The organism is Sphaerotilus sp. (assembly GCF_031429695.1).
Lineage (GTDB): Bacteria > Pseudomonadota > Gammaproteobacteria > Burkholderiales > Burkholderiaceae_C > Sphaerotilus.
Genome location: NZ_JANPAB010000054.1, coordinates 1 through 16,528, shown reverse-complemented (window position 1 = coordinate 16,528; position 16,528 = coordinate 1). Strand labels below are relative to the sequence as shown.

The 16,528-nt window shown below is 67.4% G+C and carries 16 protein-coding genes and 1 CRISPR repeat array; of the genes, 11 read left to right on the top strand and 5 right to left on the bottom strand.

Annotation, left to right across the window (positions count from 1 at the left end):
- Window positions 1-93: 93 nt before the first annotated feature.
- Genes RMP06_RS09380 through RMP06_RS09365 form a run of 4 tightly spaced genes read right to left on the bottom strand, consistent with a single transcriptional unit; the run spans window position 94 to window position 4,229 of the window.
- Window positions 94-1,371, bottom strand: a complete 1,278-nt coding sequence (locus RMP06_RS09380) for a branched-chain amino acid ABC transporter substrate-binding protein (RefSeq protein ID WP_310461512.1) — start codon at window positions 1,369-1,371, stop codon at window positions 94-96.
- 47 nt (window positions 1,372-1,418) lie between these two features.
- Window positions 1,419-2,480 (bottom strand): tRNA (adenosine(37)-N6)-threonylcarbamoyltransferase complex transferase subunit TsaD, encoded by a 1,062-nt coding sequence (gene tsaD, locus RMP06_RS09375; RefSeq protein ID WP_409050139.1) that lies wholly within the window; start codon window positions 2,478-2,480, stop codon window positions 1,419-1,421.
- Entirely contained in the window at window positions 2,477-3,298 is an 822-nt protein-coding gene (gene lgt / locus RMP06_RS09370; RefSeq protein WP_310461511.1) for a prolipoprotein diacylglyceryl transferase, read from the bottom strand. Before lgt ends, tsaD begins: the two co-directional genes overlap by 4 nt.
- Window positions 3,276-4,229, bottom strand: coding sequence for a LysR family transcriptional regulator (locus RMP06_RS09365; RefSeq protein ID WP_310461510.1), 954 nt, complete (start codon window positions 4,227-4,229; stop codon window positions 3,276-3,278). The genes lgt and RMP06_RS09365 overlap by 23 nt, the downstream gene beginning before the upstream one ends.
- A 135-nt stretch (window positions 4,230-4,364) precedes the next feature.
- Here RMP06_RS09365 and ilvD point away from each other — a divergent pair, with 135 nt between their 5' ends.
- The gene (gene ilvD / locus RMP06_RS09360; protein ID WP_310461509.1) at window positions 4,365-6,047 is read left to right on the top strand and encodes a dihydroxy-acid dehydratase; all 1,683 of its coding nucleotides are present in this window, start codon (window positions 4,365-4,367) and stop codon (window positions 6,045-6,047) included.
- Window positions 6,048-6,062: 15 nt separating this feature from the next.
- Here ilvD and RMP06_RS09355 read toward each other — a convergent pair whose 3' ends face one another.
- A complete protein-coding gene (locus RMP06_RS09355; protein WP_310461508.1) occupies window positions 6,063-6,311 on the bottom strand; it encodes a TIGR04438 family Trp-rich protein in 249 nt (82 codons plus the stop codon).
- A 181-nt stretch (window positions 6,312-6,492) separates the two neighbouring features.
- Between RMP06_RS09355 and RMP06_RS09350 the strand changes: the two genes are divergently transcribed.
- The 10 genes from RMP06_RS09350 to cas2e are packed head-to-tail and all read left to right on the top strand — an operon-like array spanning window position 6,493 to window position 15,814.
- A complete protein-coding gene (locus RMP06_RS09350; RefSeq protein WP_310461507.1) occupies window positions 6,493-6,798 on the top strand; it encodes a c-type cytochrome in 306 nt (101 codons plus the stop codon).
- A gap of 24 nt (window positions 6,799-6,822) precedes the next feature.
- On the top strand, window positions 6,823-6,990 hold the full coding sequence (locus RMP06_RS09345) for a hypothetical protein (protein WP_310461506.1): 168 nt from the start codon (window positions 6,823-6,825) through the stop codon (window positions 6,988-6,990).
- Complete coding sequence (gene cas3, locus RMP06_RS09340; RefSeq protein ID WP_310461505.1) at window positions 6,987-9,713, top strand: CRISPR-associated helicase Cas3'; 2,727 nt, start codon at window positions 6,987-6,989, stop codon at window positions 9,711-9,713. The genes RMP06_RS09345 and cas3 overlap by 4 nt, the downstream gene beginning before the upstream one ends.
- Before the next feature lie 10 nt (window positions 9,714-9,723).
- Window positions 9,724-11,346, top strand: a complete 1,623-nt coding sequence (locus RMP06_RS09335) for a type I-E CRISPR-associated protein Cse1/CasA (protein WP_310461504.1) — start codon at window positions 9,724-9,726, stop codon at window positions 11,344-11,346.
- Window positions 11,336-11,890 carry a type I-E CRISPR-associated protein Cse2/CasB gene (gene casB / locus RMP06_RS09330; protein ID WP_310461503.1) on the top strand — a complete coding sequence of 185 codons (555 nt, stop codon included), beginning with the start codon at window positions 11,336-11,338 and terminating at the stop codon, window positions 11,888-11,890. The genes RMP06_RS09335 and casB overlap by 11 nt, the downstream gene beginning before the upstream one ends.
- 40 nt (window positions 11,891-11,930) lie before the next feature.
- Window positions 11,931-13,127 carry a type I-E CRISPR-associated protein Cas7/Cse4/CasC gene (gene cas7e, locus RMP06_RS09325; RefSeq protein WP_310461502.1) on the top strand — a complete coding sequence of 399 codons (1,197 nt, stop codon included), beginning with the start codon at window positions 11,931-11,933 and terminating at the stop codon, window positions 13,125-13,127.
- A gap of 5 nt (window positions 13,128-13,132) precedes the next feature.
- Entirely contained in the window at window positions 13,133-13,831 is a 699-nt protein-coding gene (gene cas5e, locus RMP06_RS09320) for a type I-E CRISPR-associated protein Cas5/CasD (protein WP_310461501.1), read from the top strand.
- Window positions 13,828-14,625: a type I-E CRISPR-associated protein Cas6/Cse3/CasE gene (locus tag RMP06_RS09315; protein WP_310461500.1), complete on the top strand. Its 798-nt coding sequence runs from the start codon at window positions 13,828-13,830 to the stop codon at window positions 14,623-14,625. The genes cas5e and RMP06_RS09315 overlap by 4 nt, the downstream gene beginning before the upstream one ends.
- A gap of 12 nt (window positions 14,626-14,637) precedes the next feature.
- Window positions 14,638-15,543 (top strand): type I-E CRISPR-associated endonuclease Cas1e, encoded by a 906-nt coding sequence (gene cas1e / locus RMP06_RS09310; RefSeq protein WP_310461499.1) that lies wholly within the window; start codon window positions 14,638-14,640, stop codon window positions 15,541-15,543.
- Window positions 15,527-15,814, top strand: a complete 288-nt coding sequence (gene cas2e / locus RMP06_RS09305; RefSeq protein ID WP_310461498.1) for a type I-E CRISPR-associated endoribonuclease Cas2e — start codon at window positions 15,527-15,529, stop codon at window positions 15,812-15,814. Before cas1e ends, cas2e begins: the two co-directional genes overlap by 17 nt.
- 66 nt (window positions 15,815-15,880) lie before the next feature.
- Window positions 15,881-16,337: a CRISPR direct-repeat array (repeat unit 30 nt; unit sequence CGGTTGCCCCGCGTGAGCGGGGATAGGCCC).
- Window positions 16,338-16,528: the final 191 nt, after the last annotated feature.

Sequence of the window (16,528 nt, the reverse complement as noted above, 5' to 3'; positions counted from 1 at the left end):
AGGCCCGCATTGGCCACTTCACGGATGCGAGATGCCGACAGATCGGCAATCACTTGACGCATGGAAATCCCCACTCCAGCAGATCCGAAAGGATCAGAGGGGAGCCATCTTGCACGAATGTGGCTGCACCGTCTGCTCGGCCGTCAGGTAACGCACGGTGCGGAAGCCGTAGCCGGATCCCTCGACATCGAAGCGAACGCCCTCCGTGCCCGCCTTCTGCATCGTGCTGACGTAGAGCGGCTGGATGAACTGGTGGTCCTCGGCGCGCATCACGCCCGCGCCCAGTCCGCCCAGCGCCTTGCCGTCGAAGCGGGCGCCGGACATCGCCTTGGCGATGGCGGTGGCCTCGGTGCTGCGGGCGCGTTCCATCGCCTGCGCCAGCATCTCGACCATCGCCTGCATGCGCACATGCAGGTAGTCGTCCTCCGGCTTGGGGAAACGCTGGTGGAAGCTGGCGACCAGCGCGTCGGACGCCTTGCCGCCCGCGTTCGGATGCCACTCGGCCACGGCCACCACACGCCCCACACCCGCATCCCCCAAGGCACCCGGCACGCCCAGCGCATTGCCGTAGAAGGTGTAGAACTTGCCCTCGAAGCCGACATCGCGCGCCGCCTTCACCAGCAGCGTCAGGTCGTTGCCCCAGTTGCCGGTGACCACCGCCTGCGCGCCGCTGGCCTTGATCTTGGTCGCGTAGGGCAGGAAGTCCTTGACGCGGCCCACCGGGTGCAGTTCTTCGCCGACGAACTGGATGTCCGGGCGCTTGGCCGCGATCATCACCCGGCCCTGACGCACGACATGCTGGCCGAAGCTGTAGTCCTGGCCAATCAGGTAGACGCGCTTGATTGCCGTGTCCTGCTGCAGCACGTCGGTGAGCGCAGCCAGGCGCATGTCGGCGTGGGCATCGAAGCGGAAGTGCCACGGGCTGCACTTCTCGTTGGTCAGCGCCGGATCGACCGCCGAGTAATTGAGGAACACCGCCCGGCGCTGCGGCTCGCGGTCGTTGTGCTTGTTGAGCGCGTCGATCAGCGCGGCAGCGGTGGCGGAACTGTTGCCCTGCAGCACGACACCGATCTGCTGATCGACCGCGCTCTTCAGCATGGTCAGCGCCTCCTCGGTGTTGCCCTTGCTGTCCAGGCGCACGAGTTCCAGCGGCCGGTTGCCGCCGGGCAGCTTGACACCGCCACGTGCGTTCACGCGCTCGACCGCCCAGGTGATGTTGCGCGCCACCGCTTCGCCCGCATTGGCAAAGGGGCCGGACAGTCCCTCGATGAGGCCCAGCCGGATCGGCTCAAGAGCTTGGGAGGGCGAGGTGCCAAGCGCCAGAACGCTCGACACAGCGAGTGCGGAAAGGGAAAAGACAGTGTTTTTCATGGATTTTGAATTATGCATTACAAAATCCGACCCACTTCCCCCTCGAATCAGACCGTGGCCAGATCCCAGCGCGGACGCACGTCAAACGCATAGTCCCGGCTTGCCACCGCCTGGCCGCTCTGCAACCGCATGGCTCCGGCCAGCGCGATCATGGCGCCGTTGTCGGTACACAGGTGCAACTCGGGATAGTGGACGCGCACGCCACGCCGCCCGCACTGCGTGTCCAAATGCGCCCGCAGCCGTCGGTTCGCGCCAACCCCCCCTGCCACGACCATCCGTTTCAACCCGGTCTGCTTCAGTGCAAGCAGCGACTTGGCGACCAGCACATCGACGATCGCCGCCTGCGTCGAAGCGGCGAGATCCGCCCGCGCCTGCGCGGCGTTCGGCGCCGTGACATCAAGCTTGTTCAACTGCGTCCACATGGCGGTCTTCAGCCCAGCGAACGAAAAATCCAGCAGATCGCCACGCATCAACGGACGTGGCAGCTTGAACGCCGCATCGTCGCCCTGCTCTGCCAGCTTCGCCAAGGCCGGCCCGCCCGGATAGCCCAGCCCGAGCATCTTGGCCGTCTTGTCGAAGGCCTCCCCCGCTGCGTCGTCGATGGTCTCGCCGAGCATCGTGTAGCGCCCCACCCCATCGACTTGCATGAGCTGCGTGTGCCCGCCCGACACCAGCAGCGCGACGAAGGGGAACTCCGGCGGATCGGCCGAGAGGAATGGCGACAACAGGTGCCCCTCCAGGTGATGCACACCCAGCACTGGTCGGTCCAGTGCCATCCCCAGCGCGCAGGCCATGCCGGCGCCAACCAGCAGCGCCCCCGCCAGCCCCGGCCCGCGCGTGTAGGCGACGACATCCACCGCATCCAGCCCCAGCCACGCATCTGCCAGCGTCTCGCGCAGCAGCGGCACGACGCGGCGGATGTGGTCGCGCGAGGCCAGCTCGGGCACCACGCCGCCATACGCCTGGTGCATGTCGATCTGGCTGTGCAGCGCCTGCGCGAGCAGCCGCGGCGGCGCTGCACCGTCCACGCCGTCGGGCAGCTCGACCAGCGCGATGCCGGTTTCGTCGCACGAGGACTCGATGCCCAGCACTCTCAGCGGTGTACTCACGACCGTTTCCCGGCCAGCGCCCAGATCGCCATGCCGGCCACCACCATCGGCACGCACAGCCACTGGCCCATGCTCAGGTTCAGCGCCAGCAGCCCGAGGAAGCTGTCCGGCTCGCGGAAGTATTCGGCGATGAAGCGGAACGCGCCGTAGCCGATCAGGAACAGGCCCGATACCCGGCCCCAGACCACCGTGCCATCCGTCCGGTGGTGCGCCGAGCGGGTGCGCCCGTAAAACCACAGGATCACGAACAGCAGCAGCCCTTCCAGCAGGAACTGGTAGAGCTGCGACGGGTGGCGCGCGATCTCGCTGCCCGACTGCGGGAACACCATCGCCCACGGCAGGCTGGCGTCTGCCGCACGTCCCCAGAGTTCACCGTTGATGAAGTTGCCGATGCGCCCGCAGGCCAGCCCGGTCGGCACACAGGGTGCCACCAGATCCGTGACTTCAAAGAAACGCTTCTTGCGCACCCAGGCGAACACGGCCATCGCCACGACCACGCCGAGCAGGCCGCCATGGAACGCCATGCCGCCCTTCCAGACGGCGAAGATCTCCGCCGGATTGGCTAGGTAATACGACGGCTTGTAGAACAGCACGTAGCCGAGCCGGCCGCCCAGGATCACGCCCATGACGCCGTAGAACAGCAGGTCCTCGACCTCGCGCGGCGTCCAGCCGCCCGCGGCGTAGGGCGCCTGCCGGATGCGGCGGGTCGCCAGCCAGTAGAACAGGCCGAAGGCGGCCAGATAGGTCAGTCCATACCAGTGGATCTGGAGGAAACCCAGGTTCAGCGCGACCGGGTCAAATTGGGGATGCACCAGCATCGGCAGCACTCCGAGGATGAGAGACAGGCGCGGATTGTCGCTGCTGCGCCGCGACATGCGCCACAAACCGCTGCACCACGGGTAGCGCCGGCTCGCGCCAGACCAGGCTGGTCTCGCAGTTCAGTGCCACACCCACCACCGCGCGGTAGACAACACCGGGCCGCTGCAGCCGCGTCACCGACTCCGGCACCCACGCGACCCCCATGCCGGCCGAGACCAGATTGACGATGGTCTGCATCTGGATTGCCTCCTGGGCGATGCGGGGCGTGGCGCCCTGCGCGCGGTAGGTGGCCAGCACGGCATCGAACAGCGAAGGCGCGATCCGGCGCGGGAAGATCACCAGCGGCTCGGCGGCGATGGCGTCCCAGCGCACCAGCGCCTGCGCAGCGGCCGGATGCGACTCCGGCAGCGCCATGCGCAGCGGTTCGGCCAGCACGACCTGCGCGGCCAGCCCCGGCGGCGCTGCACCCGGCGCGTGCAGCACGAAGCCGGTGTCGATCTCGTCGGCGTCGAAGGCATCGAGCTGCACGTCCAGGGTTGCCTCGCGCAGCACCAGCTCCACCTCGGCATGGGCCTCGCGGAAGCTGCGCAGCCACTCCGGCAGCGGCCCGTAGGCGATGGACGACACGAATGCCAGCCGCAGCCGCCCGGCCAGCCCGGCGTCCGCGGCCTGGGCGATGCGCTGCAGCTCGTCCGACGCCGCCAGCAGCCGCCGCACCGGTGCCAGCAGCGCCAGCCCTGCCGGCGTCAGCGCCACCGAGCGCCGCGTGCGCGCGAACAGCGCCACACCGAGGCCGCGCTCCAGTCCCTGGATGGCCTGGGTCAGTGGCGGCTGGGTCATGTGCAGGCGCTGCGCGGCGCGGCCGAAATGCAGCTCTTCGGCCAGCGTCACGAACTGGCGCCAGACACGCAACTCGATCGAGGAGGTCATGGAGTGGATCGGTCGATTGATATGCCGTACAGATTACCAAGCGTACACAAATAGATTGGACACCCACGGACCGCGCGCACTATTCTCGTTTCCCTTTCCGCCTCACCAAGCCACCCACGCTGGAACCCCGACACCATGAGCTTCAACCGCCGCTCCAAGAACATCACCGAAGGCGTCGCCCGCGCCCCGAACCGCTCCATGTACTACGCCATGGGCTACAAGGACGAGGACATGGGCAAGCCGATGGTCGGGGTCGCCAATGGCCACTCGACCATCACGCCCTGCAACTCCGGCCTGCAGCGCCTGGCCGACGCAGCCGTGATCGGCCTGAAGGAAGCCGGCGCCAACCCGCAAATCTTCGGCACGCCGACCATCTCCGACGGCATGGCCATGGGCACCGAGGGCATGAAGTACTCGCTGGTCTCGCGCGAGGTCATCGCCGACTGCGTGGAAACCTGCGTCGGCGGCCAGTGGATGGACGGCGTGCTCGTCATCGGCGGCTGCGACAAGAACATGCCCGGCGGCATGATGGGCATGCTGCGCTCGAACGTGCCGGCGCTCTACGTCTACGGCGGCACCATCCTGCCCGGCAAGTACAAGGGCCAGGACCTGAACATCGTCAGCGTGTTCGAGGCGGTCGGCCAATACTCGGCCGGCAAGATGAGCGACGAGGATTTCTGCGAGATCGAACACCGCGCCATCCCCGGCTCCGGTTCGTGCGGCGGCATGTACACCGCCAACACGATGAGTTCGTCGTTCGAGGCGCTGGGCCTGAGCCTGCCGTATTCATCGACGATGGCCAACGTCGAGGACGAGGTGGTCGCGAGCGTCAAGCAGGCCGCCGCCGTGCTGGTGGACGCCGTCAAGGCCGACCTGAAGCCGCGCGACATCGTCACCAGGAAAGCCATCGAAAACGCCGTCGCCGTCATCATGGCCACAGGCGGCTCGACCAACGCCGTGCTGCACTTCCTGGCCATCGCCCATGCGGCCGAGGTCGAGTGGAGCATCGACGACTTCGAGCGCGTGCGCCGCCGCACCCCGGTGCTGTGCGACCTCAAGCCCAGCGGCCAGTACCTGGCGATCGACCTGCACCACGCCGGCGGCATCCCCGCGGTGATGAAGGAGCTGCTTGCGCATGGCCTGCTGCACGGCGACTGCATCACCATCACCGGCAAGACCGTGGCCGAGAACCTGGCCGACGTGCCCGCCCTGTCCCCCGACCAGAAGGTGATCCGCCCGGTCACGAACCCGATCTACGCCGAAGGTCACCTGGCCATCCTGAAAGGCAACCTGTCGCCCGAAGGCTGTGTCGCCAAGATCACCGGCCTGAAGAACCCGGTGATGACCGGCCCGGCGCGGGTGTTCGAGGACGAGCAATCGGCGCTGGCTGCGATCATGGCCAACAAGATCGTCGCAGGCGACGTGATGGTGCTGCGCTACCTCGGCCCCAAGGGCGGCCCGGGCATGCCGGAAATGCTGGCGCCAACCGGCGCACTGATCGGTCAGGGCCTGGGTGAATCGGTCGGCCTGATCACCGACGGGCGCTTCTCGGGCGGCACCTGGGGCATGGTGGTCGGCCACGTCGCACCGGAAGCGGCGGCGGGCGGCGTCATCGCGTTGATCGAGGAAGGCGACACGATCACCATCGACGCGCACCAGTTGCTGCTGCAACTGAACGTGTCGGACGAAGAGATCGCTCGGCGCCGTGGAGCGTGGACCGCACCGAAGCCGCGCTATACCCGCGGTGTGCTGGCCAAGTTCGCGTTCAATGCCTCCAGTGCCAGCGCGGGCGCAGTGCTGGACAAGTTCGGCGGCTGATCCGAGGATTGGCTTTCAGCGGCGTCGAGGCAGCGGGGTCTTGCGGCCCAGCGCCTCGACGGTGTTGCGCCGGCGCAGCTCGCGCCGGCTGTCTTCGCGTTTCTGGCGGGCACGGGCGGTGAACCCCAGCGCATCCGACACGGCCCACCAGACCATCGCCAACCCGAACGGCGACAGCACGGCCCACCACGACCAATGGGCCACCGGGCCGATCTCCAGCCACTTCAGCACCAGGCCCAGCACACCCAACCACACGAGCGCCATACAACTACCCTCGGCATCAACCCGTCACAAGACGCAGGATTGATGAGGATACCCCGACTCCCCCGCCCCGAGTCAGACCCCTGTCAAGTACGTCAACGGCGGGACCGATAAACTCGTTTCCAGCTTTGGCGTCGGCCTGAATTTCACGCCCTCACCCCACGAAAAACGGAACCCCCACACCATGAAGTCGCTGTTCGCCCTTGCCGCCCTGGCCGCCGTCACCCTCTCCAGCCCGGTGTTCGCCAACGCCGAACTGGCCCAGAAAAAGAACTGCATGGCCTGCCACGCCGTGGACAAGAAGCTGGTCGGGCCCGCCTACAAGGACGTGGCCGCCAAGTACGCAGGGCAGAAGGACGCGGTCGCCAAGCTGGCCGAGAAGGTCATCAAGGGTGGCTCGGGTGTCTGGGGTCAGATTCCGATGCCGGCGAATGCCGTGACGCCAGACGAGGCCAAGACGCTGGTGATGTGGGTGCTGGCGCAGAAGTAATCCCCTCTTCAGCCTCCCCAAGACATGCCGCCCGGTTCGCCGGTCGGCATTTTTTCACGCCAATTTCACTCGAAACAGAAATATCTCCCCTTGTGCCTTGATGGCCGCATCGGATTCGGCGAACGTGTAAGTCTTGCCGGTCAACAGGCATCCGGCAGCGACGACGAGCGCGGCAACAAGGGAGAGACATGACAACATTCACGGGCGGACACCGTCCGCCAACCGCATTTCGGGCGTGGGGGAAGTTGCACCGCTCGGGCGCTGACATCGACAGCATCCACCCCCTGTGCGACCACATGATCGACGTGGCGGCCTGTCTGGACGCCATTGCCCGCTGTTCAGCGATGCGGCAGGCACTCGACACCGCCGCTAGTCGTCCGCTGACCAATGTCGATCTGGCTCGACTGTCGGTGCTGGCTTTCCTGCACGACATCGGCAAGGCCAATGCTGGATTCCAAGGCCGGTACTGGCTCGCCAGCGATCCCCGCTCGCGCCACTGGCCCCATGCCTGCGGACATGGCACCGAAGGCTGGCTGCTGTTCTCGGACAGTGGCGTGATTCCCAATGCCGCCAACATCCTGCGGGACATGCCGCTCGATGCCTTGGCAAGCTGGGGCAACGACGTGGTGCTGGCTTTGCTGCGCGCCAGCATCAGCCACCACGGCCGGCCCGTCGATGAAAGCCGGCATGGCGGCATTCAAGTCTGGCAACCTGTGCTCGATCCGGTGAGTGGCCGCTACGACCCGGCACAGACCGTGAGCGAGATGGCCCGATGTGTCATCTCGTTGTATCCACTGGCCTTCACGGACGGACACCCCGAATTGCCGGACCGACCGGCGTTGGTTCACCTCTTCGGCGGGCTGGTGCAACTGGCGGATTGGCTCGGATCGGATACGCGGCCGGCCTTTTTCCCCTACACCGAACCGGGCGAGGATCGGGCGACCACCGCAGCCGGTCGCGCCCGCCACGCGGTCAAGATGTTGGGACTGGACGCTGACCACTGGCGCGCCAGCGTGGTGCGCTGCCCACCGCCGTTTTCCAAGGTGTTTCAGGTCGAGCAGCCCCGGCCCATGCAGATCGCCTCCGCCGCAGATGGCTTGGGGCCAGTGGTTATCCTCGAAGCCGAGACCGGCAGCGGCAAGACGGAGGCGGCACTGTGGCGCTTTCTGCACCTGTTCCAGCAAGGCCGGGTGGACAGCCTCTATTTCGCACTGCCCACGCGGGTGGCGGCGTCGCAGTTGTATGAACGGGTGCGCGACTTCGTGGCACGGGTCTGGCCGGAGGATGCCCCTGTGGTGGTGCGCGCCCTGCCGGGTTACGAGGCAGCAGATGGTGAACAGAAGATCGGCCTGCCGGACTACAAGGTGCTCTGGCCGGACCAACCCGACGACAACCGGGCCGCCCAACGCTGGGCAGCCGAATCGCCCAAGCGTTTTCTCGCCGCCACCGTCGCGGTCGGCACGGTCGATCAGGCATTGCTCGGGGTGCTTCAGGTGCGGCATGCCCATCTGCGGCAAGCCCTGCTGACGCGTAGCCTGCTGGTGGTCGATGAGGTCCATGCCTCGGACGTCTATATGACAGTGCTGATGGAGCGGTTGCTGCAGGCGCATGTGGCCTGCGGGGGTCAGGCGCTGCTGCTGTCGGCCACGCTCGGCGCGGCAGCGCGCACGCGCTATCTGAATGTCGGACACGCTTCACGACGGCTGCCAGTGGTGCCGCTGCAGGAAGCCATGACCCAGCCCTATCCGGCGCTCGGCACACGGACCTCACCCCACGCCATCCGCCTCGATGCCGTCACCGGCAATCCACGCCACAAACGCCTGTGCTGGCAAACGATCGACGCGATCGAAGACACCGAGCGCATCGCCCGCCTCGCGATAGACGCCGCCGCACGCGGGGCACGGGTGCTCGTGGTGCGCAACACCGTGCCGTCGGCCACTGCGACGCTGCGGGCGGTCGAGGTGCTGTGCGCAGCGCAGGGCGGCGACTGGCTGTTCAAGGTGAATGGCGCCAGCACGCTGCACCACAGCCGCTTCAGTCGGCAGGATCGGCCGCAGCTCGATCTGGCAGTGCAGGTGCAACTCGGCAAGCACCGCGCCGACCGCAGCGGGCGCATCGTGATCGGCACGCAGACGCTGGAGCAGAGCCTGGACATCGACGCCGACCTGCTCATCACCGACCTGTGCCCGATGGACGTGCTGCTGCAGCGGCTGGGGCGACTGCACCGGCACGAACGGCCATCCCCGCAGCACCCGGACGACCATCGGCCCGCCGGGTTCGAGTCACCGACCGCGTGGGTGCTGACACCGGCTGGACATGACTTGGCGCCGCTGCTGAAACGGGCGCGGCATGGTCTCGGCCCGATGCGCACCGGGGCCGGGCTGGACGGGGTGTACGTCGATCTGCGCATCCTGGAGGCCACTCGCCGGCTGATCGACGCGCAACCAACCCGACTGATCCCGCAGGACAACCGCATGCTGGTCGAGCAGGCGACCCACCTGGAGGCGCTGACTGCCATCGAGCACGAACTCGGCGCCGACTGGCAGCGTTTCGGGCAGGAACTCGACGGCAGCCTGAGCGCCAAATCCAGCCTGGGACGCCTGCACGCACTGCCGTATGACCAGCCTTATGACGACCGCCTGATCTTCCCGGACAGCGAGCAGAAGATCGCCACCCGCCTCGGGGCGGCCGATCGGCTGGTGGTGATCGATCCGCCGCAGACGGGGCCATTCCGACAGCCGGTGCGGCAGTTGACGCTGCGCCACCACCAGATGCCGGCCGGCCTGCCCCCCGATGCGCTGCCGACCGCCATCACATCACTGGCAGACCACGCCGGCTTCGAGTTCACGCTGGGTGACAGCCGCTACCGCTATGACCGCTTCGGGCTGGAACGCCTGAAGACATCAACAGCATGAAAGGCATTCGATGACTTCACCCCTGCGATTTTCGACCCTGGATGAAGCGTTCATTCGCTACCGCCGCGTCGGCGATGGCGCCACCGTTAACGCCACCCTGCCCGCACTGTTCGTGGCGATGGCGGTCGACGAGGTGCGCGATTTCCCTGCACTGCGCCCGCACCAGCGCCACCCGTGGCATGCGTTCCTCACGCAGTTGGCGGCCATCGCGCTGCACCACGCGGGGCGGGCCGAGCCGTTCGAGACGGCAGACGACTGGCGCGCGGGACTGCTGGCGCTGACGCCCGACGATGCGGATGGGGCGGCGTGGTGTCTGGTCAGCCCGGCGGATCGGCCGGCGTTGCTGCAAGCGCCGGTGCCGGGAGGACGCATCGACGATTGGAAATCGCTGTACCGGGCCGCTGACGAGCTGGATATGCTCGTCACGTCCAAGAACCATGACCTGAAAGGGAGTCGGGCGCTAGACGCAGAATCGGATGCTTGGCTGTTCGCACTGGTGAGCCTGCAGACGCAGGAAGGATTCCTCGGTGCTGGCAACTACGGCATCTCTCGAATGAACGGGGGATTCGCCAGCCGCCCGGGAGTAGGTGTGGCACCGATCGCGCCATGGGGCAGACGCTGGCAGCGCGATCTGGCGACTCTTGGCAAGCGCCGAGAAGGATTGGTGGATCTGCATGGACTGCGTGCGCAGGAAGGCCATGCGCTGCTGTGGCTGCCGGCCTGGGACGGCACGGACAGTCTGAGCTTCAGCGCCCTCGATCCGTTCTACATCGAAATCTGCCGACGGATACGGCTACGTGCGGAGGGCTCCTGCCTGAGTGCCTGTAGTGCTGGTACCAAGGTTGCCCGGGTGGCCGCCAAGGAACTCAACGGCGTCACGGGCGACCCCTGGACACCCATTGATGTTGCGGCTGGCAAGGCTCTGACGATCACCGGCGATGGCTTTCACTACAAGCTGGTCCACGAGTTGCTATTCGGCGGCAAGTACGCACCGGGCATCGCGCAAGACATGGCGGCCTCGGACGTGGCAGGGGAGCGGATTCAACTGCTCGCCCGCGGGGTGGCACGCGGCCAAGGCAAGACCGAAGGCTTCCACGAACGCCGCGTGCCCGTCTCGCCCAAGGTGCGTGGTCTGCTCGCCAGCGGCCAGCGCGACCGGCTGGCGCAGGTCTCGCAGCAACGCATCACCGCCATCGGTGACGTGCGCAAGCTGCTCTGGCTGGCGCTGGCCACGCTGTTCAACAACGGCCAGCCTACCGGCAAGGACAGTGACAGCGTCACCAACAAGGCCCGCACCTTCTCGCAACCCTTTGAGCGGGCGGAGGACGCCCGCTTCTTTGCTGACCTGACCGACGAAATCGAAGCCGATGACCCGACCGCGAATCGTCTGAACTGGTTGATCGGACTGACCGAGCGAGCTGAAACGTTGCTGCGCCACGCATTCGAAGCGGGTCCACGCAGCGGGATGCAGCGGTACCGTGCCCAGGCAGCGGCCCTGTCGCGCTTCCACGGCGGCCTGCGCGGCCCGAAGTCCCCACTGCCTGACCTCGCCAACCACTACCGCCAGCAAGCCGTGCTGCGCGATCCATCCGCCCTGCCCGAACAGCCCACGGAACACGACCATGCCCACTGACGATGAACACGACACCCCGGCGATTGCCGAACGCGATCCGTTTTCTGCACTAGCCGCCTACATCGCCCGCAAGAGCACCAGCACCGGCGACCGTGCCGCCCTCGCCCGGCTGCAACCCGAGGCGCTGCAGCCCCATGAACTCGCTGCCCTTGCCCGCGCCCTGCTGGCCGCTGGCCTGTCCCCCGAATCGTGGCAGGTGCAGACCTGGCCGCGCTGGGCACTGATCGCGCAAGGCATCGCGCTGGCCGGACACGACGGGCGGCAGCGGCTGGGCGAGCAACTGGCGCGGGCTGGTGTCGCTGAATCCCGCGTGACCAAACTGCTCACCTCGCGAGGCGATGCGTTCCGGCAGTTGCTGCCGCGTCTGCTGCGGCTGATGGCGAGCAAGGGCGTGGCGCCGAACTGGCGTGAACTGGGCGAGCTGATCCTGATGGAAAGCAGCGCCGAGCGGCCACAGCGCGATGCCGCCGAAGCCCTGCGCCTGCGCATCGCCGGTCCGTATTTCTCGACGCTAGCCCGCGCCGCCAGCAAGTCACCCCAGTGACCCGCGTGAACTGACCAAACCCATCTTCAAGGAGGCTCCCATGACACTGCCCCGTTTCATCCAGATCCACACGCTCCACAACTACCCCGCCGCCTTGCTCAACCGCGATGACGCGGGGCTGGCCAAGCGGCTGCCCTACGGCGACGCGATCCGCACCCGCATCTCGTCGCAATGCCTGAAGCGGCACTGGCGGGTGGCGGACGATACGTTTGCGCTGTCGCGGCTGGGCGTGCCGATGGCGGTGCGCTCGCGGGGCACGCTGGAACTGATCCGCCAGGAGATCGTCAAGCGTGGCGTGTCCGAAGCCCTCGCGCAGACCGCCGCCGAAGGGCTGCGCGCCGCCGGCCTGCTCGACAAGGGCAAGGATCTGAAGGGCAAGGAGGCGCTGGAGACCGGACAGGCCGTGCTGCTCGGTCGCGCCGAGATCGCCTACCTCGTCGAGCGATGCGCCACCCTGGCGGGCGAGCACACCGACGACAAGGCATTGAAGGGTGCAATCGCCAAATTCCTGAAGGACGAGAAGAAGAACATCGAAGCCCTGCGCCACGGCAGCGGACTCGAATCCGCCCTGTTCGGCCGCATGGTGACCTCCGACATCCTGGCCAGCCGCGACGCATCGGTGTACGTCGCCCATGCCTTCACCGTGCATGAGGCACAGGTCGAGAACGACTACTTCACCGTGGTGGACGACCTGCTGCAGGAGGCTGGCGAGCAGAGTTCGGCTGGCATCTTCGACACCGAACTGGCCTCGGGGCTGTATTACGGCTATGTGGTCATCGACGTGCCGCAGCTCATCGCCAACCTCGAAGGCCACCCCGCCGCCGAATGGGCGAGCCTGCCGGCCGAGCAGCGCGAACTCGCCGGTCGGGTCGTGCAGCACCTCATCCACCTGATCGCCACCATCAGTCCCGGTGCCAAGCGCGGCTCCACAGCGCCGTTCGACTGGGCGCGCTTCCTGCTGGTCGAGGCTGGGGACTGGCAGCCACGCAGTCTGGCCGGCGCTTTCCAGAACGCCCTGCCCCTGCAAACCCCCGCCTTGCGCCAAGCGGCCGTGCAGCACCTCGCGACCGAAATCGCGCAACTGGACGCTGCCTATGGCGCCCCGCTGGCGCGGCGTTTCCTGGCGCTGGACGACGTGCAGGTACCGGCCGGGCAGCGCCTGCCGCTGGGGGGTCTGGCCGACTGGGTGCGCGAGGCCATCGTCAACGCGAACGCCGCCATGGTGGCCGGGGCCTGACCGCCATGACCCGACGACACCTGATCCTGCGGCTGGCCTCGCCGCTGGTGGCCTTCGGTGGCGAGACGATCGACAACTTCGGCGTGATCCGGGACTTCCCTGCGCTGTCCATGCTCACCGGGCTGGTGGCCAACGCGCTGGGCTGGGACCGCTCGGAGCCGGCGCGGCATGACCGGCTGCAAGAGCGCCTGCGCATCGGCACCCGGCTGGAGCAACCCGGCAGCCGCCTGACCGATTTCCAGACCGCCCAGCTCGGCGCCAACGACAAGGGCTGGACCACCTGGGGCACGCCGGAAGAGCGGCGCGGCGGCGCAGCGTCTTATGACAGCCCGCACCTGCGCTACCGCGATTACCACGCCGATCTCGTCGCCTGCGTCGTGCTGCGACTCGAACCCGCCGAAGAGTCACCCACACTCGACAACATCGCCGCAGCGCTAGACCGACCACAGCGCCCGCTGTTCATCGGCCGCAAGCCCTGCCTGCCCACGGGTCGCCTGATGGCGGGCTGGGTCCATGCCGACACGGTGCTGGATGCCTTGCAACACCTGCCCATGCCACACGGCACCCAGTCCGTGCGAGCGCAGTGGCCCGACGGCGAAGGCTTGCTGGCTGGCGACCAGGTACTCGACCTGTGTGACGAACGCCAGTGGCGCAGCGGGCTGCACGGCGGCTGGCGCCCGGTGCGCGAAGGGATGATTCGATGAGCAACGATCCACAACAACCGGCACTGCACCTGCTGCACAGCCGGCCCGACCCGCGCCGGCTGGCCGCCTGGGCTGCTCGGCACGGGCTGCTGCACGCGCAGGGCGATCTCGGCTATGCGCTGCACGCGCTGCTGCACGCTGCCTTTGGCAAGCAGGCTCCCCAGCCATTTCGCTACCTGGACGCGGCCCAAGGGCTGCTGGCCTACACACGGATGACGCCGGACGAGTTGCGTGGCCACATCGCGCTGGCCGATCCCGACGTGGCCGCGGCGCTGGGGCTGGGGGCGACGGCCGAGCACGGCGGCTGCAGCCTGCGGGCGTTCCCGACGCGGTGGCCGGTCGGGCATGTGCTGGGCTTCGAGGTGCGGGTGCGGCCGATCATCCGCGAGGGAGCCACACGCCAGGAACGCGATGCCTTTTTGGCGGCCGTGCAAGCAGCAGAGGCAGCGGGCAGCGAACCCGACGATCGCGGCACGGTGTACCGACGCTGGCTGATCGAGCAGTTGAGCGTACGGGAGGGCGGAGGCGCATCGGCCGAACCGTGGCAAGGCGCGGTCGAGGTGATCGAAGTGCGGATGGAGCGGTTTCGCTTGCTGGATGTGATACGCCAGACCCAGCCGAAACAAGCCGAACCACCACAGCGCCAGCGCCGCGCAGTGGGCGGACCCGATGCGGTGCTCGCCGGGCGGCTGCGTGTCGTCGATGGACAGGCGTTCGCGGCATTGCTCGCTCGGGGCGTGGGGCGGCACCGCGCCTTCGGGTTCGGCATGCTGATGCTGCGGCCCGGCGGGTGAGGAGGCCATACGATGCTCAAAGGTCGCCTCGGACTGGAAACCGCCCGCGTCCCGCACGCCGATCGGCATGGCCTGGTGTGGTTGGAGCGGGGTGAACTGTGCGTGATCGATGGCTGCCTGCACTTCAGCCGGGGTGCCGACTCGCTCACACCGACGCTGGACCAGATCCCGCACCAGGCGGTGTCGATGATCCTGCTTGGCCCCGGCAGCAGCGTCACCCATGACGCGCTGCGCCTGCTGGCGCGGCATGGCACGCTGCTGGCGGCGGTGGGCCAGGACGGGGTGCGCTCCTACACCGCACCACCGCTGATGCCCGATCGCTCGGACGTGGCCCGCCGGCAAGCCGAACTCTGGGGCAACCCGCGACGGCGCATCAGCGTGGCGCGGCACATGTACGCGCTGCGGCTGGGCGAGGTGCTGCCGCACCGCGACCTGGACACACTGCGCGGCATCGAAGGTTCGCGGGTCAAGGTGATGTACCGGCTGATGGCCGACAAGCACGGCATCGAGTGGAAGGGGCGCCGCTACGACCGGGCGGATCCGGAGGCGACCGATCTGCCGAATCAGGCCATCAACCACGCAGCCACGGCGGTGCAGGCTGCGGCAGCGATTGCGGTGCAGGCGCTGGCCGCGCTGCCGCCGCTGGGATTCATCCACGAGGATTCGGGGCAGTCGTTCGTGCTCGATGTCGCGGATCTGTTCCGGGAGTCGGTGACGTTGCAGATCGCCTTCGCCGCGGCCAAGCAGGCCGAGAAGACGGACGAGACGGTCGATCGGCTGGTGCGCCGGGAGGCGGCCAAGGTGTTTCGCAAGCAGCAGGTGATCGTGTCGATGATCGACCGGATCAAGCAGGTACTGCGCATGGACGAGGTGGAGACAGGGGGCGGTGATGGCGCTGGTGATGATCGTGACGCGTGATGTGGTCGATCGGTTTCATGGTTTTCTGTCGTCGGTGATGCTGGAGGTGGCGCCCAACGTGTTCGTGTCGCCGCGCATGAACAACGGCGTGCGCGAGCGGACGTGGTCCGTGGTGAGCGACTGGCACGGGCAGGAACCGCGGGGCAGTCTGGTGATGGTCTGGCGCGATCTGAACGTGACTGGCGGCGTGGGCGTGGCACATCTCGGGACGCCACCGCGCGAGCTGATCGAGGTGGACGGCATGTGGCTGACCCGCCGAAGCAAGCTCTGAAAAGCTCTTTAAAATTTCGGATGGGTTTTGAGGTTTTCTCTTGTGTGACAAGTAGTTATGCTGGAGAGGTTGCCCCGCGTGAGCGGGGATAGGCCATACCCGACATACATACCAGTATCTCCCGTGATGGTTGCCCCGCGTGAGCGGGGATAGGCCCAGACGCACAGCAGCGCGTCGGGAAGCTGCCTCGGTTGCCCCGCGTGAGCGGGGATAGGCCCCTGCTAGGGACCACCCTTTCCAGCAGGCGCTCGGTTGCCCCGCGTGAGCGGGGATAGGCCCCTGTTTTTCTCTGGGTCTGCCTGGGCGGTTGCGGTTGCCCCGCGTGAGCGGGGATAGGCCCATACATACCAGTATCTCCCGTGATCGTGCGTCGGTTGCCCCGCGTGAGCGGGGATAGGCCCGGATGCTGTGCTGCAGGCGGTGCGCGATCGACGGTTGCCCCGCGTGAGCGGGGATAGGCCCTCCTGGGAAGTCGATGCCGGTCTGAGGTCCGGGGTTGCCCCGCGTGAGCGGGGATAGGCCCAGGGACGGCGCCCGTACTGACACTGGCGAGCAGGTTGCCCCGCGTGAGCGGGGTGTCCTGATCTAATGATTTCGCACACACCGATAGGTGGAAATCACCTGGGCAACGAACGTGACGAACACGAAACGAAGAGTCTTTGACGCGAGCTTCAAGCTGCAGGTCGTGCAGATGATCCGGTCGCAGGGCCTGGG